Here is a 24976-nt window from a genome sequence, read left to right as displayed (position 1 = left end):
CGGCGGAACGGTCAGCCCCGGCGTCCTCTGTTGCCGGGACGGCGGGACACCCAACTGCGGATCGTGTCCGCGTACCAGTACGGCTTCCCGCCCTCCACGTGGTCGGGCGGCGGCAGCAGGCCGTGCTTGCGGTACGAGCGCACGGTGTCCGTCTGCACCTGGATGTGTGCGGCGATCTCCTTGTACGACCAGAGCTTGTGGTCCGTCGTCATCGGTGCACCTCCCTGCGACTGCCCGCAGCCACGGCCGGGGGGCCGTCGGGGGAGCTGCGGCTGTCGCTTGGCGATCACTCAGCCTCTGCCCCGTGAACGACGCTGCGTGACCAGGAGGGAGGGGCTGTCGTGTGCCTGTGACCGAAGGCCCGCGTAATGGCGACAAGTGTGACGCAAAGGACATCTCTGTGACGGAAGTGGTGCGGGGACAGAGGCGACACACCGGCCGGGCCGGACCGATGTGCTCGGCCCGGCCCGGCCGGGGGTGATAGGGGAAGCGCCCTGGCGGCGGCCTTCCGCTCCACTCCTCCGGCCGCGCCCGCGCCCCCGCGCCCCGCTACGCCCCGCACCCCCGCAGGAACGCCCGTGTCCGGCGCGCTATCGGCAGCGGCGCCTCCGGCGCGCACGGGTACATGTCCTGCTCGACGATCGCGAACAGGTCGCCTCCGCGCGCCTCCGCGAGGCGCCGCGCCGCCGCCAGCACCGGTGCGAGATCGGGCACCCCGCGCGGCGGTTCGCACATCACCCCGAGCCCGACGGCGGGGCCGAACGGCAGCCGTTCCTCCCGCACCCGTGCCAGCACCGCCGGGTCCACCTGCTTCAGGTGCAGATAGCCGATGCGCTCCCCGTACGTCTCGATCAGCTCGACGCTGTCGCCGCCGCAGTAGGCGTAGTGCCCGGTGTCCAGGCACAGCGACACCAGTCCGGCGTCGGTGCCGTCCAGCAGCCGTACGACGGCCTCCTCGCCGTCGACGTGGGTGTCCGCGTGCGGATGCACGACGACCTTCAGCCCGAACTCCTCGCGCACCTGCCGCGACAGCCGCTCCGTCTGCGCGGTGAGCGTGCGCCACTGCGCCGGGGAGAGCGTCGCGCCCTCCAGCACCTCGCCCGTCCTGTCGTCCCGCCAGAACGCCGGAATCATCACCAGGTGGTCCGCGCCCACGCCCTGCGCGAGGCGGGCCACCGTCGACACGTGCGACCAGGTCGACTCCCAGTGCCGTACGCCGTCGTGGTGCAGCGCGGTGAAGACGGTGCCGGCCGAGGCCCTGAGGCCGCGCGACCGGAGCTCCGGCAGCAGGGCGGCGGGCCGCGGCGGCAGATAGCCGTACGGGCCCAGCTCGATCCACTCGTACCCCGCGCCCGACACCTCGTCCAGGAAGCGCCGCCAGGGAACCTGCCGTTCGTCGGAGGGGAACCAGACACCCCAGGAGTCCGGGGCGGAGCCGATCCTGAGGCGCGGGTGGCGTGCGTCGGGAACCATGGGGGAAGGGTCCGGGCAGGCCGAGAGGGGTGTCAAGGGGGAGGCGGGGGAAGGCGGTCGGGGAAGCGGCGCAGGCCGTGCGGTCCGTATGTCCTGACACACCATTGACAGTGTTCCGGGCCCGCGGATAGACCTGGGACCGCCGCCGCCGGCCCGAGGAGGTGCTCATGTACGACCTGATCGTGATGGGCCGCCTCGGGGTGGACCTGTATCCGCTGAGCGCGGGCGTGCCGCTGGACCGGGTCGAGACCTTCGGCCGGTTCCTCGGCGGCTCCGCGGCCAACGTGGCGGTCGCGGCGGCCCGGCTGGGGCCGCGCACGGCACTCGTCTCGCGCACCGGGGCCGACCCCTTCGGGGCGTACCTGCGGCGCGAGCTGGCGGCCTTCGGCGTCGACGCGCGCTGGGTGACCGAGGTGGCCGCGTACCCCACGCCCGTCACCTTCTGCGAGGTCTTCCCGCCGGACGACTTCCCGCTGTACTTCTACCGGCGGCCCCGCGCCCCCGACCTGGAGATCCGGCCCGGCGAGAGCGACCTCGACGCGGTGCGGGCCGCCCGCCTGTTCTGGGCCACCGGCACCGGGCTCTGCGCCCAGCCCAGCAGGGACGCCACCCTGGAGGCCCTCGCGGCCCGTTCGCGCGCCCCGCACACGGTGTTCGACCTGGACTGGCGGCCCGTGTTCTGGACGGAGCAGGACCCGCGCCCATACTACCGGGAGGCCCTGCGGCACGCGACGGTGGCCGTCGGCAACCTCCAGGAGTGCGAGATCGCCACCGGTGCGCGGACGCCTGCCGAGGCGGCGGCGGAACTGCTCGCCGCGGGGGTGGAGCTGGCGGTCGTGAAACAGGGCCCCGAGGGGGTGCTCGCCGCGCACCGGGACGGGACCCGGGTGCGCGTGCCGCCCCTCGAGGTGACCGTGCTCAACGGGCTCGGCGCGGGGGACGCGTTCGGCGGCGCGCTGTGCGAGGGGCTGCTGGCGGGGCGTCCGCTGGAGGAGACGCTGCGCCGGGCGAACGCGGCGGGGGCGCTGGTGGCGACCCGGCTGGAGTGCTCCTCCGCGATGCCCTACGCACACGAGATCGACGCACTGCTGGCGACAGGGGGCACCGGGCATGGCTGAGCACCCGCACGAACCCCGACGGGGGGCGCCGGGCACGGCCGGGCACCTGCACGTACCGGCGGGCGGCGCGGCGCACGGACCGTACGCGCTGGACATCGGCCCCGAACGGGCGGGCTGGACGTACGCGTCGCTGCGCGTGCTGGAGCTGCGGCCCGGCGGGTCCCACCACCTGGCCACCGGGGACGCGGAGTGGATCGTGCTGCCGCTGGCCGGGGCGTGCGACGTCCTGGTCGACGGGCAGGCCGTCGGACTGCGCGGCCGGGAAGGGGTGTTCGCCTCGGCCACCGACTTCGCGTACCTGCCCCGGGACGCCCACGCTCGGATCGCCTCCGGCACGGGGGGCCGGTTCGCCCTGGCCGGGGCGAGGTGCGAGCGACGGCTCCCCGTCCGTCACGGACCGGCGCCGGACGTGCCCGTGGAGTCGCGGGGGAGCGGCCGCACCGCGCGCACGGTGCGCAACTTCGCGTCCGCCGACGCCTTCGCCTGCGACCGGCTGATCGCGGTGGAGGTGGTCACCCCGCCGGGGAACTGGTCCTCCTACCCGCCGCACAAGCACGACGAGGCGGTGGCGGGGAAGGAGTCGGTGCTGGAGGAGATCTACCACTTCGAGCTCACCGGCGTCGGCTACCAGCGCATCTCGCCGTCCCGGCCCGGGGGATCGGACCTCCTGGCGGAGGTGCGCTCCGGGGACACGGTCCTGGTGCCCGACGGCTGGCACGGCCCGTCGATCGCGCCGCCGGACGGGCCCCTGTACTACCTGAACGTCATGGCGGGCCCGGTCCGCTCCTGGGAGATCACTTTCCGGGAGGGGCACGGCGGGGCCTACCGCTGACCAGCCCGTGCGGGGCGGGCGCGCGGTGTCCGTCCCGTGCGGGAGCGTCCGGCCGGTCGTACGCCTGACGGCAGGCCGTCCCCGTCCCGAACCCCTCCCGGAGGAGGACCCCGATGCCCGCCACCGCCACCACCCGCCGCCTGACCACCGCCCAGGCCCTCCTCACCTTCCTCACCCACCAGTTCACCCCCGCCCGCACCCGCCTCGTCTCCGCCACCTGGGGCATCTTCGGGCACGGCAACGTCGCCGGCGTCGGCCAGGCCCTCACCGAACTCGGCCCCGCCGCCATGCCCTTCCTCCAGGGCCGCAACGAGCAGGCCATGGTCCACGCCGCCACCGCCTACGCCCGCCAGAGCCGCCGCCTCTCCACCCACGCCGTCACCACCTCCATCGGCCCCGGCGCCACCAACCTCGTCACCGGAGCCGCCCTCGCCACCGTCAACCGTCTGCCCGTCCTCCTCCTGCCGGGCGACACCTTCGCCACCCGCCCCGCCGACCCCGTCCTCCAGCAGCTCGAAGTCCCGTACGCGGGCGACGTGTCCGTCAACGACTGCCTGCGCCCGGTCTCGGCGTACTTCGACCGCGTCACCCGGCCCGAGGCCCTGATCCCCGCCGCCCTGGCCGCGATGCGCGTCCTCACCGACCCGGCCGGGACCGGCGCCGTCACCCTGTGCCTGCCGCAGGACGTCCAGACCGAGGCGTACGACTGGCCGGAGGACTTCTTCCGCGACCGGGTGTGGCGGGCGCGCGCCCAGGAGCCGGACGCGCACGCCCTGGACCGGGCCGTGGAATGGCTGGGAGCGGCCCGCCGCCCCCTGATCGTGGCCGGCGGCGGCGTCCGGCACGGCCGCGCCGAGGACGCCCTCGGCCGCTTCGCCGAGCGCACCGGCATCCCCGTCGCCTCCACCCAGGCGGGCAAGGGCTCGCTCCCGTACGACCACCCCTGCGACGTCGGCGGCGTCGGGCACACCGGCACCGCCACCGCCAACCGCCTCGCCCGCACCGCCGACCTGGTGCTCGGCGTCGGCACCCGCTGGAGCGACTTCACCACCGCCTCCCGCACCCTCTTCCAGCACCCCGGCGTCCGCTTCGTCAACCTCAACGTGACCGACGCCGACGCCCACAAGCTGAACGCCCTCGCGCTGGTCGGCGACGCCCGCAAGGGGCTCCTGGCCCTCGGGGACGAGTTCAGCGGCCGTACGCCGGAGACCTACCGCACCGAGTTCCGCACGGCAAAGGCGGAGTGGGAGGCCCATGTGAGCGCCGTGTACGCCGCCCGCGACGACAAGGCCGCACCCACCCAGGCCCAGGTCCTGGGCGTGCTCGACGCGCTGGTCGACGAGCGGGACGTCCTGATCAACGCGGCGGGTTCCCTCCCCGGCGACCTCCACCGGCTGTGGCGGACCCGCTCGCGCGACCAGTACCACGTCGAATACGGGTACTCCTGCATGGGCTACGAGATCCCCGCCGCCCTCGGCGTCCAGCTCGCCGCCCCCGGCCGGCCCGTCTGGGCGCTGGTCGGCGACGGAACGTACCTGATGAACCCCACCGAGATCGTCACCGCCGTGCAGGAGCGCCTGCCGGTCAAGGTGGTGATCCTCGACAACCGCGGGTACGCCTCCATCGGCGGCCTCTCCGAGGCCGTCGGCGCGGAGCGCTTCGGCACCGACTACCGCTTCCGCGCCCCCGACGGCACGTACACGGGAGCGCCCCTGCCGCTGGACCTCGCCGCCAACGCGGCCTCGCTCGGCATGCGGACCCTGCGCGCCCACACCATCGCTGACCTGCGGGAAGCCCTCGCCGACGCGCGGGCGAGCACGGTTCCCACATGTGTCTACGTCCGGACCGAAACGGGCGACACAGTGTCGGGCCCCTCCGGCGGCGACGCGTGGTGGGATGTTCCCGTGGCCGAGACCGCGACCCGCCCGTCGGCGGCCCGGGCACGCGCGCAGTACGACCGGCACGTCGCAGCCCGACGCCACCACCTCTGAAGGAGTGCAGTTCATGAAGACCGTCAACCACTGGATCGGTGGCAGGACCGTCGAGGGCGCGTCGGGCAACTGGGGCCCCGTCACCGACCCGGCCACCGGCGCTCCCGACACCCGCGTCGCCCTGGCCTCCGTCGAGGAGGTGGACGCCGCCGTCGCGTCCGCCAAGGCCGCGTACGCGACCTGGGGCACCTCGTCCCTCTCCACCCGCACCGCGATCCTCTTCCGCTACCGCGCCCTGCTCGACGCGCACCGCGACGAGATCGCCGCGCTGATCACCGCCGAGCACGGCAAGGTGCACTCCGACGCGCTCGGCGAGGTGGCCCGCGGCCTGGAGATCGTCGAGCTGGCGTGCGGCATCACCACGCAGCTCAAGGGCGAGCTGTCGACGCAGGTGTCCAACCGGGTGGACGTGTCGTCGATCCGGCAGCCGCTCGGCGTCGTCGCCGGCATCACGCCGTTCAACTTCCCGGCCATGGTGCCGATGTGGATGTTCCCGATCGCCGTCGCGTGCGGCAACACCTTCGTGCTGAAGCCCTCCGAGAAGGACCCCTCGGCCTCGCTGCGCCTCGCGGAGCTGGCCACCGAGGCCGGTCTGCCGGACGGCGTGCTGAACGTCCTGCACGGTGACAAGGTCGCCGTCGACCGCCTCCTGGAGCACCCGGACGTCGCCGCGGTCTCCTTCGTCGGCTCGACCCCGATCGCCCGCCGCATCCACCAGGTGGCCTCCGCCAACGGCAAGCGGGTCCAGGCCCTCGGCGGCGCCAAGAACCACATGCTGGTCCTCCCGGACGCCGACCTGGACGCCGCCGCCGACGCGGCCGTCTCCGCCGCGTACGGCTCGGCGGGCGAGCGCTGCATGGCCGTCTCCGCCGTCGTCGCGGTCGGTTCGATCGGCGACGAACTCGTCGCGAAGATCGTCGAGCGCGCCGAGAAGATCAAGATCGGCCCGGGCAACGACCCCGCCTCCGAGATGGGCCCGCTGATCACCGCCGCCCACCGCGACAAGGTCGCCTCGTACGTCACGGGCGCGGCCGCCCAGGGCTCCACCGTCGTCCTCGACGGCACGGGCCACACCGTCGAGGGCTTCGAGAACGGCCACTGGATCGGCCTCTCGCTCCTGGACCACGTCCCGACCGACTCCGACGCCTACCGCGACGAGATCTTCGGCCCGGTGCTGTGCGTGCTGCGCGTCGACACATACGAGGAGGGCGTGGCCCTCATGAACGCGTCGCCGTTCGGCAACGGCACCGCCATCTTCACCCGTGACGGCGGCGCGGCCCGCCGCTTCCAGCTGGAGATCGAGGCGGGCATGGTCGGCGTCAACGTGCCGATCCCGGTGCCCGTCGGCTACCACTCCTTCGGCGGCTGGAAGGACTCGCTCTTCGGCGACCACCACATCTACGGCAACGACGGCGTCCACTTCTACACCCGGGGCAAGGTCACCACCACCCGCTGGCCGGACCCGGCGGACGCGCCCTCGGGCGTCGACCTGGGCTTCCCCCGCAACAACTAGCCCGTACGGTTCCGCTCCCGCACCCCGCCCCACCTCGACGGCCCCGCCCCCGCTCCCCGGGGCGGCGGGGCCGCCCCGGGGGTGGAACGGGCAGGCAAGGGGGCGGCCTCTCCCGCTCTGGGCCCACCCGGGTGCCGCCCCCGCCCCGACACCGGCCGCTCCCGAGCCCCTCCCCGTGCCCCCCACCCGCTACGGATACATCCCCCCGGCCCTCACCCCTCGCGCCCCCACCACCCGCTCCACCGACACCAGCGTGAACCCCCGCTTCCGCAAGCCGTCCACCACCTCCGCCACGGCCGCCCCGTCCGCCCCCTCCCGCACCCGCACGATCCCTCCCGCCCCCCACCCCACCTGCACCAGCCCCAACTCCCGGCACACCGCCCCCACCTGCCGGTTCGTCAGCCCCTGCGGCGGCCGCATCAGCCGCGGCCGACGCCCCGTCACCTGTTCGACCACCCGCTGCGTCTGCGCCAGTTGCCGCCGCGCCTCCGCCACCGGCACGTCCGTCAGCCGCGGCTGCGTCCAGGTGTGGTTGCCCACCTCGTGACCCTCGTTGGCCATCCGCCGCACCAGCTCCGGATACCGGAAGACGGGCCCCCGCCCGGCGACGAAGAACGCCGCCGGGGCGTCCTTCCGCGCCAGCACGTCGAGCACCGCTCCCGTGCGCGGCCCCGGCCCCCCGTCGAAGGTCAGCGCCGCGCACGCGACGACCCGGCAGTCCACCGGGTCCGCCGTCGTGCCGCCCGCGAAGCCGGTCAGCAGGGCGGCGCCCACCGCGGCGGCGGCGGCGATCAGGGAACGGCGCGGTTTCGTCACCGCACACCGGTACCAGCGCGGGCCCCCCGCACAAACGCCCCGCCCGCCCCGGGTCACCCGGTCAGCGCGGCGACGTCCCCACGGCGACCGTCGCGCCCGTCTCCTCGTCCTCCTCCACCCGTGCGGCCAGCCCGCCCCGCGCCATCGCCGTCACCGTCCGCCCGGCCTGCCGCTCGCTCGTCTCGATCAGCAGGCTGCCGCCCGGAGCCAGCCAGCGCGCCGCCCCGGCCGTTACCCTGCGCTGCACGGCCAGGCCGTCCGCGCCGCCGTCGAGCGCGACCCGGGGCTCGTGGTCGCGGGCCTCGGCGGGCAGCAGGGGGATGTCGTCGGTGGGGACGTAGGGGGCGTTGGCGATGAGGACGTCCACCCGGCCCCGCAGCGCCGTCGGCAGGGGCGCGTACAGGTCGCCCTCGTGGACCCGGCCGCCCAGCGGCTCCACGTTGCGCCGCGCGCACCGGACCGCCGCGGGCTCCACGTCGGCCGCGTGCAGCTCGGCGCCGGGCAGCCGCGCCCCCAGCACCGCCGCCACCGCCCCCGAACCGCAGCACAGGTCCAGGACCACGGCCCCCGGCTGCCGGGCCGCGGCCAGCGCCAGCGCGTGCCGGACGAGGAACTCCGTACGCGGCCGGGGGACGAAGACACCCGGGTCGACGGCGACGCGGTGACCGCAGAACTCGGCCCAGCCGAGCAGGTGTTCCAGCGGCAGGCCGGCCACCCGCCGGGCGACCAGCGCGGCGAGGTCCGGGCCGGTGCGTCCGGTGGACAGGAGCAGCCGTGCCTCGTCCTCGGCGAACACGCAGCCGGCGGTGCGCAGTCGGGCGACGAGGGCGGTGAAGACGGAGGGGGAGAGCGCGGTGAGGGACATGGGAGAGCCTTTCGGAATGCTTACCGAGGGCGCTCTCCGGTCGAAATCCGTTACGACGGGACCGATGACGGTGTCATCGGGCGACGGCTACGGCGACCACGGGGCGAGAGCACCCGACCTGCGACAGCGGTAATGGGTCTCACCTCCTGAGGTCCGGGCCCACACACCGGTGGTGGGCAACGCGGTCCGACCGTACCCGAGCAGGTCAACCGGTGTACAGGCCGGTGGACGACCGGGCCGTCGGGCGGGCGCCACCGGTGACGGCGGGCGGCGCGCCGCCCGCGCGGCGCCCGCCGAGCGAGCGCGCGGTACGCGGCCGCCGGGAGGCCCGCGTCGACGACCGGCGGAGCCGGGCTCCGCGACAACGGGTGCGGCACACGGGCGGCGCGGAAGACCGGCCGGCGGGGGAGGCCGGGCGCTCCGCGGTCACCCCCACCGCGCCGGGCCCGCCGAAGGGGCCCCGTATGCCTCCGGGCCGGGCACTGGACGCGCGCCGGGCCCGCGTGCCTCCGGGTGCCGGGCGTTGGACGCGCGCCGCCGGTGTGCCGTCGGCGGGCTACTTGCCGGCGGCGAAACGCATCAGGGCCTGCTCGTCGCCCTGCTTGATCTTGCCGGTCTGGTTGATGACCTCGAGCTGCCAGTTCGGCCCGTTGCGCACCGCCTTGGCGACCGCGCAGCCGTTGTCGCTGGTCAGCAGCGAGGGCCAGATGTCGGCGACCTGCTGGACGCTGCCGCCCGTGGCGTCGTACACCTTGAAGCTGATGTTGCGCGCCTTGGAGAAGGAGCTGCTCTTCTTGAAGGCGGCGGCGACGAACACGATCGACGTGACGTTCGGCGGCACCTTGGAGAACTCGACGGTCACCGTCTCGTCGTCGCCGTCGCCCTTGCCGGTCTGGTTGTCACCGCTGTGCACCAGGCCGCCGTTGCCGAGCGGGTCCAGGGAGTCCAGGCCGGCCAGGCGCACCGGGTCGCCGCCCGACATTGCGACGGCGATCAGGTCCAGGTCCGTGCCGACCGTCCGCAGGAGCTTGCCCAGGACACCGCCGCTGCTGCCGGAGGTGGGGTCCCAGGACACCCCGATGGACATGTGGGTCACACCGGCCAGGTCCGCCGGTCCGTCTTCCTTGCTGAGCGTGATCATGTGCGATCCCTTTGCTGGTGGACAAGTGAGTACAAAGTCTGCATCGAACACTGCAACGATCTCCGGGCGGGGTTGGTTCCAGCGCGGGCGCACCGGACCCGGCGGCCGCGGTCCGCCGTCCGGGGCGTACAGCGGTCGCGGTAGGGCGGCCGGGCGGTCTACTCCCGTCGGAGGGGCACGAGTTCCACCCGGCGGCGGCCCGGGGCTGCCGGGGCGGACCGTAGGGTCGTCAGCATGGAGAATCCCCTTCGCCGACTTCCGCGCGGACGCCCGCGCGGGCGTCGGCTCGCCGCCGTGGCCGCGGTGCTCGCCGTGTCGCTGGGCGGAGGCGTCTGGGCGTCCGTCGCCGCCGCGGACGACCCCGTACCGGTGCACAGGTCCGACCGCATGCTGGAGATGCCCGGCGCACGCGTCGACACCTCGTACTTCGTCGGCGACGGCGGCGGCCGCCGCCCCGCCGTCCTGATCGGGCACGGCTTCGGCGGGTCAAAGGACGAGGTCCGCGCCCAGGCCGAGCAGCTCGCCCGCGACGGGTACGCCGTCCTGACCTGGTCCGCCCGCGGCTTCGGCAGGTCCGGCGGGAAGATCGGCCTCAACGCGCCCGACGCCGAGGTCGCCGACGTCACCCGGCTCGTCGACTGGCTGGCCGGCCGGAAGGAGGTCCTGCTGGACGAGGACGGCGACCCCCGCGTCGGCGTCACCGGCGGCTCCTACGGCGGCGCGGTCTCCCTGCTGGCCGCCGGCCACGACCCCCGCGTGGACGCCGTCGCCCCCCGGATCACGTACTGGGACCTCGCCGATTCCCTCTTCCCCGACGGGGTGTTCAAGAAGCTCTGGGCCGGGATCTTCGTCACCACCGGCGGCGGCTGCCACCGCTTCGAACCGAAGCTGTGCGAGCTGTACGAGAGGGTCGCCGTCACCGGAAAGCCCGACGACGCGGCGCGCGCCGCCCTCCGGGCGCTCAGCCCCGCCGCCGTCGCCGACCGCATCAAGGTGCCCACCCTGATCCTGCAGGGCCAGAGCGACTCCCTCTTCCCCCTCGGCCAGGCCGACCGGATGGCACGGGCGATCACCGGCAACGGCGCCCCCGTCGCCGTCGACTGGCTCTCCGGCGGACACGACGGCGGCGACCCGGAGACCGCCCGCGCACAGCGGCGCGTCACCGCCTGGTTCGACCGGTACCTCAAGAAGGACACCTCCGTCGACACCGGCCCCGCCTTCCGGGTCAGCCGCACCGGAGGCGTCGACTCCACCAACGGCGCAGCCCGGCTGCGCGGCGCCTCCGCCGACGTCTACCCGGGCCTGCGCGGCGGCGCCCGGGCCGTCCCCCTCACCGGCCGCAAGCCCGAGCAGACCTTCGGCAACCCGGCGGGCGGCAACCCGCCCGCCATCTCCGCCGTGCCCGGCGCGGGCGCCCTCTCGCAGCTCTCCGGGCTCGGCGTGGGCCTCTCCCTGGACTTCCCCGGCCAGTACGCCCGTTACGACTCCGCGCCCCTCGACGAGGGCGTCCAGGTCACCGGAACGCCCACCGTCAAGGTCAGGGTGAAGTCCACCAGCGACGACATGGTCCTCTTCGCGAAGGTCTACGACGCCGCCGCCAACGGGCGGCAGGTGCTCCCGCGCCAGCTCGTCGCCCCCGTCCGCGTCACCGGCGCGAAGGCCGGGAGGACCGTCGAGCTGACGCTCCCCGCCGTCGACCACACGTTCCAGGCCGGACACCGGATGCGGCTCCTGCTCACCGCGACCGACCTCGGCTACGCCTCCCCGGCCGAGCCCGCCGCGTACACCGTCTCGCTCGCCGACGGCACGCTGAGCGTCCCCACCGACGCGGAGCTCGCCACCGCCGCCGCCGGGCTCGCCCGGTGGGTGTGGGGACTGCCGCTCGCCGGCGCGCTGGTCGCGGGACTCCTGCTGCTCAGCGCCCGGCGCCGGACGGCCGCCCCGGCGCCGGACCCGGCGCTCGCCGAGGTCCCCCTCCAGATCACCTCCCTGAGCAAGCGGTACGGCAAGTCCGGCGACCGGTACGCCGTCCGCGACCTCTCCTTCCGGGTCGAGAGGGGCCAGGTGCTGGGCCTGCTCGGCCCCAACGGCGCGGGCAAGACCACCACCCTGCGCATGCTGATGGGCCTCATCACCCCCGACGGCGGCGAGATCCGCGTCTTCGGGCACGCCATCCGGCCCGGCGCGCCGGTGCTCTCCCGGGTCGGCGCGTTCGTCGAGGGCGCGGGCTTCCTGCCGCACCTCTCCGGACGCGCCAACCTCGACCTGTACTGGCAGGCCACCGGGCGGCCCGCCGAGGACGCGCACATCGACGAGGCCCTGGAGATCGCCGGCCTCGGCGACGCCCTCCAGCGCGCCGTACGGACGTACTCCCAGGGCATGCGCCAGCGCCTGGCCATCGCCCAGGCCATGCTGGGCATGCCGGACCTGCTGATCCTGGACGAGCCGACCAACGGCCTCGACCCGCCGCAGATCCGCGAGATGCGCGACGTGATGATCCGGTACGCGGCCGGCGGACGCACCGTCATCGTCTCCAGCCACCTCCTGTCCGAGGTCGAGCAGTCCTGCACCGACCTCGTCGTCATGGACCGCGGCAGACTCGTCCAGGCCGGGCCCGTCGCCGAGATCATCGGGTCCGGCGACACGCTCCTGGTCACCGTCGCCGGCGACGTCACCGCGGCGGCCGTCGAGAAGGTCGCCGCGCTGCCGGGCGTGGAGACGGCGGTACGCGCCGAGGGCGGCCTCCTGGTCCGGCTCGACGGCGCGAGCGCACAGCAGCTCGTCGCGGAACTGGTGCGCCTGGACGTGCCGGTGACGGGCGTCGGCCCGCACCGCCGCCTGGAGGACGCGTTCCTCACCCTGATCGGAGGCTCCGCATGAGCACAGCAGGCCCCGCCGCGGCGGACACCGCCCCCGGCTACCGCCCCGGCCGCACCCTGCCGCTGCGGGTGGAGGCCCGGCGCCAGTGGCGGCGCCGGCGCACACTGGTCATGGCGGTGATCCTGGGCGCACTGCCCTTCGTCCTGATCGCCGCCTTCGCCATCGGCGGCACCCCCGCCGAGCGCGGCAGCGGCGCCAACAACCGCATCAACCTGATGGACACCGCCACCGCGTCCGGCGCGAACTTCGCCGCCACCTGCCTCTTCGTCTCGGCGGGCTTCCTCCTGATCATCCCGGTCGCGCTGTTCTGCGGCGACACCGTCGCCTCGGAGGCCAACTGGTCCTCGCTGCGCTACCTGCTGGCCGCCCCGGTGCCCCGCGCCCGCCTGCTGTGGAGCAAGCTGGCGGTGGCGCTCGCCTTCAGCCTCGCGGCGATGGTCCTGCTGCCGCTGGTCGCCCTGGTCGCGGGCACCGCGGCCTACGGCTGGGGGCCCCTGGAACTCCCCACCGGAGGCGCCCTGGCGGCGGGCACGGCCCTGCCCCGCGTCGCGATCATCGTCGGCTACCTCTTCGTCTCCCAACTGGTCACCGCGGCGCTGGCCTTCTGGCTCTCCACGAAGACGGACGCCCCGCTGGGCGCGGTCGGCGGCGCGGTCGGCCTGACCATCGTCGGCAACGTCCTGGACGCGGTCACGGCGCTCGGCGACTGGCGCGACTTCCTGCCCGCGCACTGGCAGTTCGCCTGGGTGGACGCGCTGCAACCGCAGTTGGAGTGGGGCGGCATGCTCAAGGGCGCGTCGGTCTCGGTGACGTACGCGCTGGTCCTCTTCGCCCTCGCCTTCCGGGGCTTCTCCCGCAAGGACATCGTCTCGTGACGTAATCGAAGCTGCGGCGGGCGGTCGGCTCCGTACATCATGTGCGGCATGTCAACTCTTCTGCTCGCCCTGGCAGTTGTCTCCGCCGGCCTCTACGCGGGCATGATGCTCGTCTTCCGGACGGGCGTCATGCCCGCACTCGCGCGGGTGCCGGACGACCAGTTCGCAGCGGTCATGCGGCGCATCAACGAGGAGGTGCCGCGCGCTGTCTTCGTCACGACGATGTTCGCGTCGGTGCTCTTCCCCGCCGCCGCCCTGTTCGTCCCCCCGGAGGGCGGCCGCACCTCCCTCCAGCTCTGGCTGCTGATCGGCGGCCTGGCCCTCACCGTCCTCAACCACGCCGTCACGGCGGGCGGCAACGTCCCCCTGAACAACGCCCTCGCGTCCGCCGAGAACGGACCGACGACGGACATGCAGGCCCGCGCGGCCTTCGAGACCCGCTGGAACCGCCTGCACGCCGTCCGCACCCTGTGCGCGGTGGCGGGCTTCGCGCTGCTGGTGGCGGGCGCGGTGGTGACCGGCTGACGCGGGCCCCCGGTTCCGTCCGCCCCGCGCGGGCTGTTCATTCCGGCAGGTGTGATCGCGGTGCCGGGCGCCGGTACGGCGACACCAAGGGTTCAACCATGCGGAAAAGCGGAATTCCGGAGTCCTCAAGAGGCGATCTTCCTTCGAAGGGGGGAGGGTGAGCATCGGGTCGATTCGCCGTCGCGCACGCCACGTTCTCTACCCATGGAGGAAAGAGAGAGTGTTTTCGGAATCCGCTTCATTCCGTGCCGCATGGATTACTCGCGGCCTGTCCGGGCATTTCGGCACCGGAGGCCGCGAGCCGGCCGAAGAGTGCCCGCCGCCGGCGCGCCGGCCGGTGCGGCGTCGCACCCGCGCGGGCGTGGTGGCGCTGGTGCTCGCGGTCACCGGGGGCGCGCTGCTGCCCGTGGCGGCGGCCGGCGCCGCTGCGGCCGCCCGGCCGGCCGAACCGCTGCCACCGGCGCCGCAGTACGTGCCGGGTCCGCCCCCGGCCCACCACGCGAGCCCCCCGCCGTCCGGTACGTACACCATGCCGCCGCCGTCCTGGCACACCGCCCCGCAGGGGGCGCCCGACGGGCCCTCGCCCCGCCAGGCGGCCGCCCGGGCCACGCCGAGCCAGGTGGCCACCGCCTTCGTGCGGTTGCTCAACCGTGAGCGGGCGGCCGCCGGATGCCGTCCGGTGCGCACCCAGCGGACGCTCACGTACGTGGCGCAGCAGCACAGCGCGTACCTGGCGAAGAGCCGCACCCTCACCCACACCGACGCGTACAACCGGGACGTGGGAGAACGGCTGAACGCCGCCGGGTACCGCTGGCGGCGCGCCGCCGAGAACCTGGCCGTGGCCTCCTACGACGCGCCGTCGGCGCTGCGGGAGTGGAAGGAGAGCCCCCGGCACCGCCGGTCCATGCTCACGTGCGCGTTCCGCCACGCGGGGGTGGGAGCCGTCCGGTCCGGCGGCCGCACCTGGTGGACGCTGACCCTGGCCGTGCCGGCCCGCTAGGGGCCGCACGTGCGTGACCGGCCGCACCCGCGGCGGCGGGCCGGTCGCGCACGGCGCTCCGCAGTCGGCGAATTCAGGGCCGCAGTGCGGAACCTGCGCGCGTTTTTCGACGACGCGCACCCGGGCGGGGGCGGACGGCGGATTCCGTCGGGCGGAACAGCGGTGGCAATTCCACATCGGCACGTGAAGCGCCCCCGGTTGCGGAGCCTTTGCACTCGACGACATCGGCGGGCCCGCCCTCCCACGCGCCGTTCACCGCATTGCCCGTCCTCCGCCCGGTGCGGGGAAAACCCCTCGAACGGGAATTCCGCACGACGTTGTTGACGTGGGCGTCGTCGTCGGGGAGGGCGGGGCCCGGCGGTTCGGGAACGGGCCCCGCTGCCGGGTGAGGCCGCTCTGCGGGCCCGCGGGTGCGGCGACGGCGCGTCGCGCTGCCCGGGTGGCGGCGGTGCGCGCGAAAAAGGCCCTCCCCGGAAGGGAGGGCCCGAAGGTTTCGCGCGGTGCGCCCCCGGCAGGACTCGAACCTGCGGCCAAGCGCTTAGAAGGCGCCTGCTCTATCCACTGAGCTACGGGGGCCGGGCGGTGGGCCTGGTGGGGCCCGGGTCGGCCGGTGGGGCCGTTGCCGGGGACAAGGATAGGGCTCCGATCGCCTTGGCCCGGCTGCTTCACCTGCGTGGCACGATGTGGAGGTTCAGTGAAGCGCCCCCGATAATCGCAGGCAAGTGCGAATCCCGCACCGCTTTTGGCGTCCCGTACCCCGGGTGTTGTGCACTCGTTATGCCTGTGCCCCACTCGTCCCAAGTGTCCCGGGGTGCGCATTGTCACCGATTGGGGGGATATCGGCGCGCAGAAGCCCTCTATACGCTTCTAAAAAAGGTCATAATTGGGCATTCTTCGTATGTGGTGACCTTGGACGTACGGCCTCAGCTGCTCGACGCACTTTCCGCCCTGCGCGACCGTGTCGCCGCCGTGCGCCTCCCCTTTCCGCTGCCGGGAGCGCCCAGGGCCCGGCAGACGCGGGTGGAGCTTCTCGCACAGCTCGACGACTACCTGGTGCCCCGGCTGCGCGCCCCCGAGGCACCGCTGCTCGCCGTCATCGGCGGCTCCACCGGGGCCGGCAAGTCGACGCTCGTCAACTCCCTGGTGGGCAGACGCGTCACCGAGGCCGGTGTGCTGCGGCCGACGACGCGCACCCCGGTCCTGGTGTGCCACCCCGACGACCACCACTGGTTCGCGGGACAGCGCGTCCTGCCGCAGTTGACGCGCGTGTGGCTGCCGGAGCGGTGCGAGGAGGAACGGGAGGACCAGGACGCCAGGGGCGACGGGAGCGAGGAGCAGGAGAGCGGGGTGCTGCGGGTGGAGACCTCCGCGTCGCTCCCGGCGGGACTCGCCCTCCTCGACGCCCCCGACATCGACTCGCTGGTGTCCGCCAACCGGGTGCTCGCGGCCGAACTCCTCTGCGCCGCCGACATCTGGGTGATGGTGACGACGGCGTCCCGCTACGCCGACGCGGTGCCGTGGCACCTGCTGCGTACCGCCAAGGAGTACGGCGTGACGCTGGTGACCGTTCTCGACCGGGTGCCCCACCAGGTGGTCGGCGAGGTGTCGCGGCAGTACGCGGCGCTGCTCACCCGCGCCGGGCTCGGCGCGGTGCCCCGCTTCACCGTCCCCGAACTCCCCGAGTCGGCGGGCGGAGGCAACGGGCTGCTGCCGTCCACGGCGGTCGCCCCGCTGCTGGAGTGGCTCACCCACCGGGTGCGCGACCCCGCCGCCCGGCAGCAGGCCGTCGCGCGCACCGCGTGCGGCGTCATGGACTCCCTGAACGCCCGGATGCCGGAGCTGGCGGGCGCGGTCGCCGCCCAGTATGCCGCCTCCGTACGCCTGACGGGGGCCGTGGAGAACGCGTACGCGAAGGAGGGCGCACGGGTGCGCGGGCGGCTGGAGAGCGGTGCGGTGCTCTCCGGTGACGCCCTCACCCGCTGGCGGGCCCACCCCGCGGACGCCACCGACGGGGAGCTCCTGGAATCCCTGGTGGACAGCCTCACCGCCCTGTTGCAGTGCGCCGTCGCCGCCGCGGACGAACAGGTGCGCGCCGTGTGGGGCGCCGAACCCGCGGCCCGGGCGGTGGTTCCGGCCGGCCCCGACCCCGAGTCGGGCGAGCGCATCGGCCTGGTCGTGCGGCGCTGGCGGCGGGTGCTGGAGGAACTGGCGGAGGAGGAGGTGCGGGAGCTGGAGCTGGAGCGGCCCGCGGCCCCCGACCCCGAGGCCGTCGCCGCCCTCCTCGCCGCTTCCCTGCTGGGCGGCAGGCGGGCCCGTTCGGCCGGGGAGCGGCTGGCGGAGCGCATCGGTGCGCAGGGCGCGCTGCGGCTGCGCGACCGGGGCGGCGAACTGGTGACGACGTACATCGAAAGGGTCCTGCACGCCGAGCGCGACCGGCGGCTGGCCCCCCTGGACGCGCTGGACGTGACGCCCGAGCCGCAGGCCGAGCTGATCGCCGCGCTGTCCGTGACGAAGAAGGAGAGGTGACGGCGATGGGCGCGGAGACGGGTGCGGACGCGGCGGACGCGGCGAGGGCGAACCGGAGCGGCTGGGACGACGGGCTGATCGCCCGGCGGGCGGCGGACCGGCGGCCGGGCGACGGCCCGCGCGGGCGGGTGCCGCGGGCGCGGGCGCTCGAAGGGCCGCGGGACTTCCCCGCGGACGAGTTCGGCGACCTGCCGCCGGGCGGGGGCGAGTACGGGGCCGACCTGTCCGTACGGCTGGACGCGCTGCGGGAGTTGCTGGGGCTCTCGCGGACCCGGCTCGCGGACGACGCCCTGCACGAGGCCGGGCGGGTGCTGGACGAGGCGGTGGCACGCCGGCGGCTGTCCGCCCAGCACACGGTCGTCGCCGTCGCCGGCGCGACCGGAAGCGGCAAGTCCACGCTCTTCAATTCCCTCGCGGGAGTGAGGATCTCCGAGACCGGGCTCAAACGGCCCACCACCTCCGCGCCGATCGCGTGCAGTTGGACCGACGGCGCGGCGGGGCTCCTGGACCGCCTCGGCATCCCCGGACGGCTGCGCCGGCGCCCCTCCCCGGCCGGTACCGGCGCCGGCGGCGACGAGGGCCTGCGCGGACTGGTCCTGGTGGACCTGCCCGACCACGACTCGGCCGTCACCGCGCACCGCGAACAGGTGGACCGGGTGCTGGCCCTGGTGGACGCGGTGATCTGGGTCGTCGACCCGGAGAAGTACGCGGACGCCGCCCTCCACGAGCGCTATCTGCGGCCGCTCGCCGGGCACGCCGAGGTCACCTTCGTCGTCCTCAACCAGATCGACCGGCTGCCCGGCGATTCCGCCGACCTGGTCCTGGACGACCTGCGCCGCCTCCTCGACGAGGACGGCATGGCGCTCGGCGAGCACGGCGAACCCGGGGCCGTCGTCCTCGCGCTCTCCGCCCTGACGGGTGAGGGGATGGAGGAACTCCGCGAACTGCTGCGGGCGTTCGTCACGGAAAGGGGCGCGGCGGGCCGGCGGCTCGCGGCGGACGTGGACGCGGCGGCGGCCGGGCTGCGCCCGGTGTACGTGGCGGAGGGCCGGGCGGGACTGGGCGAGCGGGCACGGGCGGAGTTCACGGACCGGCTGGCGGCGGCGGTCGGCGCGGCGGCGGCCGGAGAGGCGGCCGAGCGGGAGTGGCGGCGCAACGCGGGCAGGGCGTGCGGGTCGCCGTGGCTGCGGCTGTGGCGCTGGTACGAGGCCCGGCGCGTCCCGGGCGGCGGCGCGGTGGGGCCGGAGCAGGCGGCCGTGCCGCCCGCGGACGTGGAGGTGACCGCGCGCCAACGGGTCGAGCAGGCGGTGCGGACCCTCGCCGACGCCGCGACCCACGGGCTGCCCGCTCCCTGGGCGCAGGCCGTACGGGAGTCCGCGGTGCGCGGGGCGAAGGGGCTGCCCGAGGAGCTGGACGTGCTCGTCCTGGAGGCCGGGGTGCCGCGCGGCAACCCGCCCAGGCCCGCCTGGTGGCCCGCCGCGGTGCTCGCCCAGGCGGCGATGACGCTGCTTCAGGTCTACGGCGGGCTCTGGCTGCTGGGCCAGGTCCTCGGGGTGCTGGAGCCCGACCTGCTGCCGCCGGTCCTGCTGATGCTGGCCGGGGTGGCCGGCGGGCCGGTCGTGGAGTGGGGCTGCTGGGCCGCGGCCAGGGGGCCCGCGCGGCGGTACGGGCAGGACGCCGAGCGGCGGCTGCGGGAGGCGGCGGCGGGCTGCGGCCGCGCCAAGGTCCTGGACCCGGTCTCGGCGGAGCTGCTGCGCTACCGGGAGGTGCGGGAGCGGTACGCGGTGGTGACGGGGGCGGGGCTGGGCTGACGCGCCCGTTCCGTGTCGTGCGGGCTGCTCGCGCGGCCCTCGCGGAAGGCCCCGTCACCCCGTCGGGTGACGGGGTTCTCCCCATCCGGCCCGTTGTCCACAGGCCCCGGCGGGAATCGCGGAAACCGGTCAGCATGACGACAGGCGCCTTACGACAGGCGCCGCACGGCAGGCAGAGAACGGGGGAGAAGCGATGAACGACACGATGGTGACCCTGGTGGGCAACGCCGCCACCGCACCCGTCTTCATGGAATCGGCGCTGGGCACGGGATCGGTACGGCTGCGGCTCGCGGTGACCGCCCGGCGCTTCGACCGCGGGCAGGACGCCTGGGTCGACGGCCCCACCAGCTTCTACACGGTGTGGGCCAGGCGCTCGCTCGCCGGGAACCTGGCCGGTTCGGTGGACGTGGGCGATCCGCTGGTCGTCTACGGCCGGCTGCGGGTCAAGGACGAGACGAAGGACGACCGGCGGTGGCTCTCGGCGGACGTCGACGCCGTGGCGGTGGGGCACGACCTGTCCCGGGGGACCTCCGCCTTCCGGCGGGTGGCCAGGGCGGACCCCCGCCTGGTGGAGCCGGCCTCCGTCCGCGAGGCCGCCGCCGCCGGGAACGGCGGAGCGCCCGGGGCGGGCTCGCCCGCGGTCGTGGGGTGGGGCGGCGAGATCCCGGTGACCTGGGCGGCACGCGGGGCCCCGGACGGGACGGGCCCGGACAGGACGGCCCCGGACAAGGCGGTTTCGGACAAGGCGGTCCCCGGCGGTGGGAGGACTCCGGACGTGAAACCCGCCCGCAGGCCCGGCCGCCCCGTGGGGGCCGCCTCCTGACCCGGCGTCACCACGCAACGTGGCCAAGCACAAAGGAACGGTCACCGACGATAACGATTCCGATGCTAAATCGGACGTCCGGACGCAAGGCGGGGAGCTGTTCGGCGGAGCGTCCATAGGATTCCCGGATACCCATGGGGCTCTTGAGGTTGCAGGCGAGGCACTCCCCACACGCGCACCATGCGAAAGAACCTCGCCCGGAGGGGACTTGCATGTTTGACGAAGCGCCCGCTTCGGAACGAAGGCGCCGCACCGCTCGCGCGCCCCGCACCACCACCAGCACCGACTGCACCACGAGACCGACCAGTACCGACCGCACCACGAGAACCGGCCGCACCAGCAGAACCGCCCGCGCCGTCCGCGGGCTCGCCGTCGTCGCGCTGGCCCCCGCGCTGCTCCTGGCGGGCCCGGCGGCCGGCACCCCGGCGGCAGCAGCCGAGAAGCCGCGCAACCCGGGAGGCGCGGCAGCCACCCTCGGCAGGCTCACCGTCCACGGCACGGTCACCATCCGTGACGCGGGCCAGGAGTGGAAGACCGAGGCCGGCCTCTACGAGATGACCGTCACCGGCGGCGGAACCCTCCAGAGCTACGGCGTCGACCTGCGCAGCGCGGCCCGCACCGGGACGACGTACAAGGAAGTCGGCTGGGACGAGTCCTCGCTGCACAAGAACAAGAACGCCGGGAAGATCCGCTGGATCCTGGAGCACTCCTACCCCCAGGTCAACAACCTCTCCGAGCTCGCCGAGGCGGCGGACGTGAAGTCCCTCGACGACACGTCCGCCGCGGCCGGCACCCAGGCCGCGATCTGGCACTTCTCCGACAACGTGGAGGCGGTGCCGGCCGGCCGCAGCGCCCGCAGGCTCGCCGCCTACCTCACGCGGGCCGCCGAGCGCGCCGCGGAGCCCGAGGCCTCGCTCGCCCTGGACCCGCCCGCCGTCGCGGGCCGGGCCGGGGAACGGGTCGGCCCGGTCACCGTGCGCACCCGGGCGGACCGGGTCACCGTCGCCCCGTCCGGCGACGCACCGCACGGGATGCGGATCGTCGACGCCGAGAACCGGCCGCTCCGGGACGTCGGCCGGGGCGCCCGCCTGTACTTCCAGCCGCCCGCGGACGTCCCCTCCGGCACCAGCGCGCTCACCGTCCAGGCGGACGCCCGGGTGCCGATCGGGCGGGCCCTGGTCAGCGACACGCACAGCCAGACCCAGATAGTGGCCGGTTCCAGCTCCTCCACCGTCACCGCCGAGGCCACCGTCACCTGGGCCGAGAAGCAGGCCGCGGGCGCGGTCCCGGCGCTCTCCGCGAAGCGGGACTGCGCCAACGGCGGCATCGCCCTCACCGGCACCAACGCGGGCGACGCCCCCTTCACCTTCGAGCTCCTGGGCGCCCGGCACACCATCCCGGCACGCGGCTCGCGCACGGTGACCGTCCCGCTCCAGGAGGACCAGGCGTACGACCTCACCGTGTCCGGTTCCGCCGGCCCCCCGGCCCCCCACGGCTCCGCCGATTCCGGCAGCCCCGTCGCCCTGCGGATGAACGTCAGGGGCGTCCTGGACTGCGAGATCGCGGGCGCCGCCGCCATCGGCACCGCCGACGCCCCCGCCAACCGCCCCACCCCGGCCACCGGCGGCAGCGCCCCCCTGGCCACGGCCCCCGGCGACAACCTGGCCGAGACCGGCGCCTCGGGCGCCACCACCGCGATCCTCTACTCCGCCCTGGGCCTGCTGGTCCTGGGCACCGGAGCGGTCGTCCTGCTCCGCAAGAAGGAACCCGCCCCCGCCCCCGACGGGAACTGACCGCCCCCGGCAGACCCACGGCACCCCCGGGGGCCTGCCAGGACAGGCCCCCGGCCCCCCGCGCCGGGCCCCGCGTCCGGCACCCCGGCAGTTATCCGGTTACCGCCGGGGGAGTGACGTCAGGCAAGATGGGGTGTATCTGCCCACCCCACGATCTGCCGGACGGTTTCTCTTGGCTGAGTTCATCTACACCATGCGCAAGGCGCGTAAAGCGCACGGCGACAAGGTGATTCTCGACGACGTCTTCCTGAACTTCCTGCCCGGCGCGAAGATCGGTGTGGTGGGCCCCAACGGTGCGGGCAAGTCCACCGTTCTCAAGATCATGGCCGGTCTGGAGCAGCCGTCCAACGGCGACGCGTTCCTCTCGCCCGGTTACAGCGTCGGCATCCTCATGCAGGAGCCGAAGCTCGACGAGTCGAAGACCGTGCTGGAGAACGTCCAGGACGGCGCCGCCGAGCAAATGGGCAAGCTCAAGCGCTTCAACGAGGTCGCCGAGCTCATGGCGACCGACTACAGCGACGAGCTCCTGGAGGAGATGGGCAAGCTCCAGGAGGACCTGGACCACTCCAACGCATGGGACCTCGACGCCCAGTTGGAGCAGGCCATGGACGCCCTGGGCTGCCCGCCCGGCGACTGGCCCGTCACCAACCTCTCCGGTGGCGAGAAGCGCCGCGTGGCGCTGTGCAAGCTGCTCATCGAGGCCCCGGACCTGCTCCTCCTCGACGAGCCCACCAACCACCTGGACGCCGAGTCGGTGAACTGGCTGGAGCAGCACCTCGCGAAGTACCCGGGCGCCGTCGTGGCCGTCACCCACGACCGGTACTTCCTGAACAACGTCGCCGAGTGGATCCTCGAACTCGACCGCGGCCGTGCCATCCCCTACGAGGGCAACTACTCCACGTACCTCGACAAGAAGGCCACCCGCCTCAAGGTCGAGGGCAAGAAGGACGAGAAGCGCGCCAAGCGCCTCAAGGAAGAGCTGGAGTGGGTGCGGTCCAACGCCAAGGGGCGTCAGACCAAGTCCAAGGCCCGTCTCGCCCGGTACGAGGAGATGGCGGCCGAGGCCGACAAGATGCGGAAGCTGGACTTCGAGGAGATCCAGATCCCGCCGGGCCCGCGACTGGGCTCGATCGTCGTCGAGGTGGAGAACCTCTCCAAGGCCTTCGGCGACAAGGTCCTCATCGACGACCTCAGCTTCACCCTGCCGCGCAACGGCATCGTGGGCGTCATCGGCCCGAACGGCGCCGGCAAGACCACGCTGTTCAAGATGATCCAGGGCCTGGAGAAGCCGGACAGCGGCTCCATCAAGGTCGGCGACACCGTCAAGATCAGCTACGTCGACCAGGGCCGCGCCAACATCGACCCGAAGAAGTCGCTGTGGGCCGTCGTCTCCGACGAGCTGGACTACATCAACGTCGGCCAGGTCGAGATGCCCTCGCGCGCGTACGTCAGCGCCTTCGGCTTCAAGGGCCCGGACCAGCAGAAGCCGGCCGGCGTCCTCTCCGGCGGTGAGCGCAACCGCCTCAACCTGGCGCTGACCCTCAAGGAGGGCGGCAACCTGCTCCTCCTCGACGAGCCCACCAACGACCTCGACGTCGAGACCCTCTCCTCGCTGGAGAACGCGCTCCTGGAGTTCCCCGGCGCCGCGGTCGTGATCTCCCACGACCGCTGGTTCCTGGACCGGGTGGCGACGCACATCCTCGCGTACGAGGGCGAGTCCAAGTGGTACTGGTTCGAGGGCAACTTCGAGTCGTACGAGAAGAACAAGGTCGAGCGGCTGGGCGCCGACGCGGCCCGCCCGCACCGCGCCACCTACAAGAAGCTGACCCGAGGCTGATAGCCAGTGGCACGCCACATCTACTCCTGCCCCCTGCGCTGGTCGGACATGGACGCCTTCGGGCACGTCAACAACGTCGTCTTCCTGCGGTACCTGGAAGAGGCGCGGATCGACTTCATGTTCCGGCTCGCGCCGGGGGAGGGCAGCGCGTCCTTCACGGGCGGGTCCGTCGTCGCCCGGCACGAGATCGACTACGTGCGGCCCCTGGTGCACCGGCACGAGCCGGTGCGCATCGAGTCCTGGGTCACGAAGATCGGCGCGGCGTCCCTGACGATCGCGTACGAGATCAAGGACCCCGAGCAGGTGTACGTCCGGGCGTCCACGGTCGTCGTCCCGTTCGACCTGGCGGCGGGCCGGCCGCGGCGGATCACCGCCGAGGAGAAGTCCTTCCTGCTGGAGTACCTGGACGACTCCGCGACGCCCGCCGACGTCACCGGCCGCGGCAAGGCCGTGGCGGCGTGAACGTGCGGGCGGGAGCCCTGACGCTGGAGCTCGAAGGACCCGGGGAGGCGGCGGACCTCGCCGCCTTCCTGGGCCGTCTGCTGCGGTACGACCGGGCCGCCGCCGTCCGCCTCCAGGCGCACGGCGGCGCGCTCGCCGTCTTCGGCCGCCCGCCGTCCTTCGACGTCCTCGCCGTCCGCGCCGCGCGCCTCGCCCGGCCGGCGGACCTGGACGTCACCGTCTCCGCCGGTGAGCTCCTCGACGGCATCGAGGACGCCGCGCCCGCGGTACGGGTCCCCCAGGCCGTCACCGGGCCGCCGTGGGCCGGTCTGCTCCCGCCGCGCGGCGGCTGGCACCGGGTCGAGGGCGTCCCGGACGCCGGGGCCATGCGGGGCGTGGTCGCGGCGGCCGTCGCCGAGTTCCGCGCCCGGGACGAGGAGCTGGGGGAGGCCGGGCGCACCCGTCAGGCCCGGGACCGGATCGGGGCCGACATCTGGTCGCGGACCCTCGCCGGCACCGAACTGCCGCTGCGCGCCGTGCACGCGGCCCAGTCGCTGGGCTTCCTGCGCCCCGGGGTGCCGGTGGCGCTCTTCGCGGCGGGCGCGTGGCTGCGGCTGCGCACGCCCTACGGGGAGATCGCCCTGCGCGGGGTCACGGGCGGACTGGGCGCGCTCCAGGTCACCCCCGCCTGAAACCCCGCGCCCCCCAGGGAGGCG

The 24976-nt window shown here is 74.3% G+C and carries 19 protein-coding genes, 1 tRNA gene and 1 pseudogene; 15 read left to right on the top strand and 6 right to left on the bottom strand.

All coding sequences use genetic code 11. From position 1 onward, the window contains the following. Positions 1 to 11: 11 nt before the first annotated feature. Positions 12 to 212: a helix-turn-helix transcriptional regulator gene (locus ACZ56L_RS15090; protein WP_345222850.1), complete on the bottom strand. Its 201-nt coding sequence runs from the start codon at positions 210 to 212 to the stop codon at positions 12 to 14. A gap of 337 nt (positions 213 to 549) precedes the next feature. Beyond that, the gene (locus ACZ56L_RS15085) at positions 550 to 1473 is read right to left on the bottom strand and encodes a sugar phosphate isomerase/epimerase family protein (RefSeq protein ID WP_471064292.1); all 924 of its coding nucleotides are present in this window, start codon (positions 1471 to 1473) and stop codon (positions 550 to 552) included. A gap of 167 nt (positions 1474 to 1640) precedes the next feature. On the opposite strand from ACZ56L_RS15085, the gene iolC reads away from it, so the two are divergent. The 4 genes from iolC to ACZ56L_RS15065 all read left to right on the top strand — a co-directional run bounded on the left by iolC (position 1641) and on the right by ACZ56L_RS15065 (position 6927). After that, positions 1641 to 2591, top strand: a complete 951-nt coding sequence (iolC, locus tag ACZ56L_RS15080) for a 5-dehydro-2-deoxygluconokinase (RefSeq protein ID WP_471064290.1) — start codon at positions 1641 to 1643, stop codon at positions 2589 to 2591. Then, entirely contained in the window at positions 2584 to 3423 is an 840-nt protein-coding gene (gene iolB, locus ACZ56L_RS15075; RefSeq protein ID WP_471064289.1) for a 5-deoxy-glucuronate isomerase, read from the top strand. Before iolC ends, iolB begins: the two co-directional genes overlap by 8 nt. Before the next feature lie 113 nt (positions 3424 to 3536). Next, entirely contained in the window at positions 3537 to 5414 is a 1878-nt protein-coding gene (iolD, locus tag ACZ56L_RS15070; RefSeq protein ID WP_471064287.1) for a 3D-(3,5/4)-trihydroxycyclohexane-1,2-dione acylhydrolase (decyclizing), read from the top strand. 13 nt (positions 5415 to 5427) lie between these two features. Continuing rightward, positions 5428 to 6927, top strand: a complete 1500-nt coding sequence (locus ACZ56L_RS15065) for a CoA-acylating methylmalonate-semialdehyde dehydrogenase (RefSeq protein ID WP_345222857.1) — start codon at positions 5428 to 5430, stop codon at positions 6925 to 6927. 189 nt (positions 6928 to 7116) lie between these two features. Here ACZ56L_RS15065 and ACZ56L_RS15060 read toward each other — a convergent pair whose 3' ends face one another. The 3 genes from ACZ56L_RS15060 to ACZ56L_RS15050 form a co-directional block, all read right to left on the bottom strand. Continuing rightward, positions 7117 to 7743, bottom strand: a complete 627-nt coding sequence (locus tag ACZ56L_RS15060; protein WP_471064286.1) for a polysaccharide deacetylase family protein — start codon at positions 7741 to 7743, stop codon at positions 7117 to 7119. A 61-nt stretch (positions 7744 to 7804) separates the two neighbouring features. Next, positions 7805 to 8608, bottom strand: a complete 804-nt coding sequence (locus ACZ56L_RS15055; protein WP_471064285.1) for a putative protein N(5)-glutamine methyltransferase — start codon at positions 8606 to 8608, stop codon at positions 7805 to 7807. 556 nt (positions 8609 to 9164) lie between these two features. Next, entirely contained in the window at positions 9165 to 9749 is a 585-nt protein-coding gene (locus ACZ56L_RS15050) for a TerD family protein (protein ID WP_345222863.1), read from the bottom strand. A 234-nt stretch (positions 9750 to 9983) separates the two neighbouring features. On the opposite strand from ACZ56L_RS15050, the gene ACZ56L_RS15045 reads away from it, so the two are divergent. The 4 genes from ACZ56L_RS15045 to ACZ56L_RS15030 all read left to right on the top strand — a co-directional run bounded on the left by ACZ56L_RS15045 (position 9984) and on the right by ACZ56L_RS15030 (position 15029). Continuing rightward, positions 9984 to 12629 carry an alpha/beta fold hydrolase gene (locus ACZ56L_RS15045; protein ID WP_471064284.1) on the top strand — a complete coding sequence of 882 codons (2646 nt, stop codon included), beginning with the start codon at positions 9984 to 9986 and terminating at the stop codon, positions 12627 to 12629. Next, positions 12626 to 13504: an ABC transporter permease gene (locus tag ACZ56L_RS15040; RefSeq protein ID WP_345222868.1), complete on the top strand. Its 879-nt coding sequence runs from the start codon at positions 12626 to 12628 to the stop codon at positions 13502 to 13504. The genes ACZ56L_RS15045 and ACZ56L_RS15040 overlap by 4 nt, the downstream gene beginning before the upstream one ends. Positions 13505 to 13552: 48 nt before the next feature. Further along, positions 13553 to 14029, top strand: coding sequence for an anthrone oxygenase family protein (locus ACZ56L_RS15035; protein WP_471064282.1), 477 nt, complete (start codon positions 13553 to 13555; stop codon positions 14027 to 14029). A gap of 337 nt (positions 14030 to 14366) precedes the next feature. Then, positions 14367 to 15029: a CAP domain-containing protein gene (locus tag ACZ56L_RS15030; protein ID WP_471064280.1), complete on the top strand. Its 663-nt coding sequence runs from the start codon at positions 14367 to 14369 to the stop codon at positions 15027 to 15029. Between the two features lie 503 nt (positions 15030 to 15532). Here ACZ56L_RS15030 and ACZ56L_RS15025 read toward each other — a convergent pair. Beyond that, positions 15533 to 15605, bottom strand: a tRNA-Arg gene (locus ACZ56L_RS15025). A gap of 333 nt (positions 15606 to 15938) precedes the next feature. Between ACZ56L_RS15025 and ACZ56L_RS15020 the strand changes: the two genes are divergently transcribed. The 7 genes and pseudogenes from ACZ56L_RS15020 (at position 15939) to ACZ56L_RS14990 (ending at position 24952) form a co-directional block, all read left to right on the top strand. Beyond that, positions 15939 to 17555: a dynamin family protein gene (locus ACZ56L_RS15020; RefSeq protein ID WP_471064688.1), complete on the top strand. Its 1617-nt coding sequence runs from the start codon at positions 15939 to 15941 to the stop codon at positions 17553 to 17555. 5 nt (positions 17556 to 17560) lie between these two features. Continuing rightward, positions 17561 to 19366, top strand: coding sequence for a GTPase (locus tag ACZ56L_RS15015; RefSeq protein WP_471064278.1), 1806 nt, complete (start codon positions 17561 to 17563; stop codon positions 19364 to 19366). 193 nt (positions 19367 to 19559) lie between these two features. Then, positions 19560 to 19967 (top strand): annotated as a pseudogene (locus ACZ56L_RS15010) (single-stranded DNA-binding protein); the annotation flags it as partial. A 434-nt stretch (positions 19968 to 20401) separates the two neighbouring features. After that, complete coding sequence (locus ACZ56L_RS15005; RefSeq protein ID WP_471064276.1) at positions 20402 to 21982, top strand: TQXA domain-containing protein; 1581 nt, start codon at positions 20402 to 20404, stop codon at positions 21980 to 21982. A gap of 172 nt (positions 21983 to 22154) precedes the next feature. Then, on the top strand, positions 22155 to 23819 hold the full coding sequence (gene ettA, locus ACZ56L_RS15000; RefSeq protein WP_345226458.1) for an energy-dependent translational throttle protein EttA: 1665 nt from the start codon (positions 22155 to 22157) through the stop codon (positions 23817 to 23819). Between the two features lie 6 nt (positions 23820 to 23825). Beyond that, complete coding sequence (locus ACZ56L_RS14995; protein WP_345222878.1) at positions 23826 to 24281, top strand: acyl-CoA thioesterase; 456 nt, start codon at positions 23826 to 23828, stop codon at positions 24279 to 24281. 2 nt (positions 24282 to 24283) lie between these two features. Next, positions 24284 to 24952 carry a DUF8010 domain-containing protein gene (locus ACZ56L_RS14990; protein ID WP_401761408.1) on the top strand — a complete coding sequence of 223 codons (669 nt, stop codon included), beginning with the start codon at positions 24284 to 24286 and terminating at the stop codon, positions 24950 to 24952. Positions 24953 to 24976 lie beyond the last annotated feature (24 nt).

Source organism: Streptomyces sp. NPDC039736 (genome assembly GCF_055596485.1).
This window is presented reverse-complemented; position numbering and strand designations above follow the sequence as displayed.

What these genes read in the sequence shown, in the direction of transcription:
- ACZ56L_RS15090 (WP_345222850.1), bottom strand. Translation starts at nt 212, where the DNA reads ATGACGACGGACCACAAGCTCTGGTCGTACAAGGAGATCGCCGCACAC.
- ACZ56L_RS15085 (WP_471064292.1), bottom strand. Translation starts at nt 1,473, where the DNA reads ATGGTTCCCGACGCACGCCACCCGCGCCTCAGGATCGGCTCCGCCCCG.
- iolC (WP_471064290.1), top strand. Translation starts at nt 1,641, where the DNA reads ATGTACGACCTGATCGTGATGGGCCGCCTCGGGGTGGACCTGTATCCG.
- iolB (WP_471064289.1), top strand. Translation starts at nt 2,584, where the DNA reads ATGGCTGAGCACCCGCACGAACCCCGACGGGGGGCGCCGGGCACGGCC.
- iolD (WP_471064287.1), top strand. Translation starts at nt 3,537, where the DNA reads ATGCCCGCCACCGCCACCACCCGCCGCCTGACCACCGCCCAGGCCCTC.
- ACZ56L_RS15065 (WP_345222857.1), top strand. Translation starts at nt 5,428, where the DNA reads ATGAAGACCGTCAACCACTGGATCGGTGGCAGGACCGTCGAGGGCGCG.
- ACZ56L_RS15055 (WP_471064285.1), bottom strand. Translation starts at nt 8,608, where the DNA reads ATGTCCCTCACCGCGCTCTCCCCCTCCGTCTTCACCGCCCTCGTCGCC.
- ACZ56L_RS15050 (WP_345222863.1), bottom strand. Translation starts at nt 9,749, where the DNA reads ATGATCACGCTCAGCAAGGAAGACGGACCGGCGGACCTGGCCGGTGTG.
- ACZ56L_RS15045 (WP_471064284.1), top strand. Translation starts at nt 9,984, where the DNA reads ATGGAGAATCCCCTTCGCCGACTTCCGCGCGGACGCCCGCGCGGGCGT.
- ACZ56L_RS15040 (WP_345222868.1), top strand. Translation starts at nt 12,626, where the DNA reads ATGAGCACAGCAGGCCCCGCCGCGGCGGACACCGCCCCCGGCTACCGC.
- ACZ56L_RS15035 (WP_471064282.1), top strand. Translation starts at nt 13,553, where the DNA reads ATGTCAACTCTTCTGCTCGCCCTGGCAGTTGTCTCCGCCGGCCTCTAC.
- ACZ56L_RS15015 (WP_471064278.1), top strand. Translation starts at nt 17,561, where the DNA reads ATGGGCGCGGAGACGGGTGCGGACGCGGCGGACGCGGCGAGGGCGAAC.
- ACZ56L_RS15005 (WP_471064276.1), top strand. Translation starts at nt 20,402, where the DNA reads ATGTTTGACGAAGCGCCCGCTTCGGAACGAAGGCGCCGCACCGCTCGC.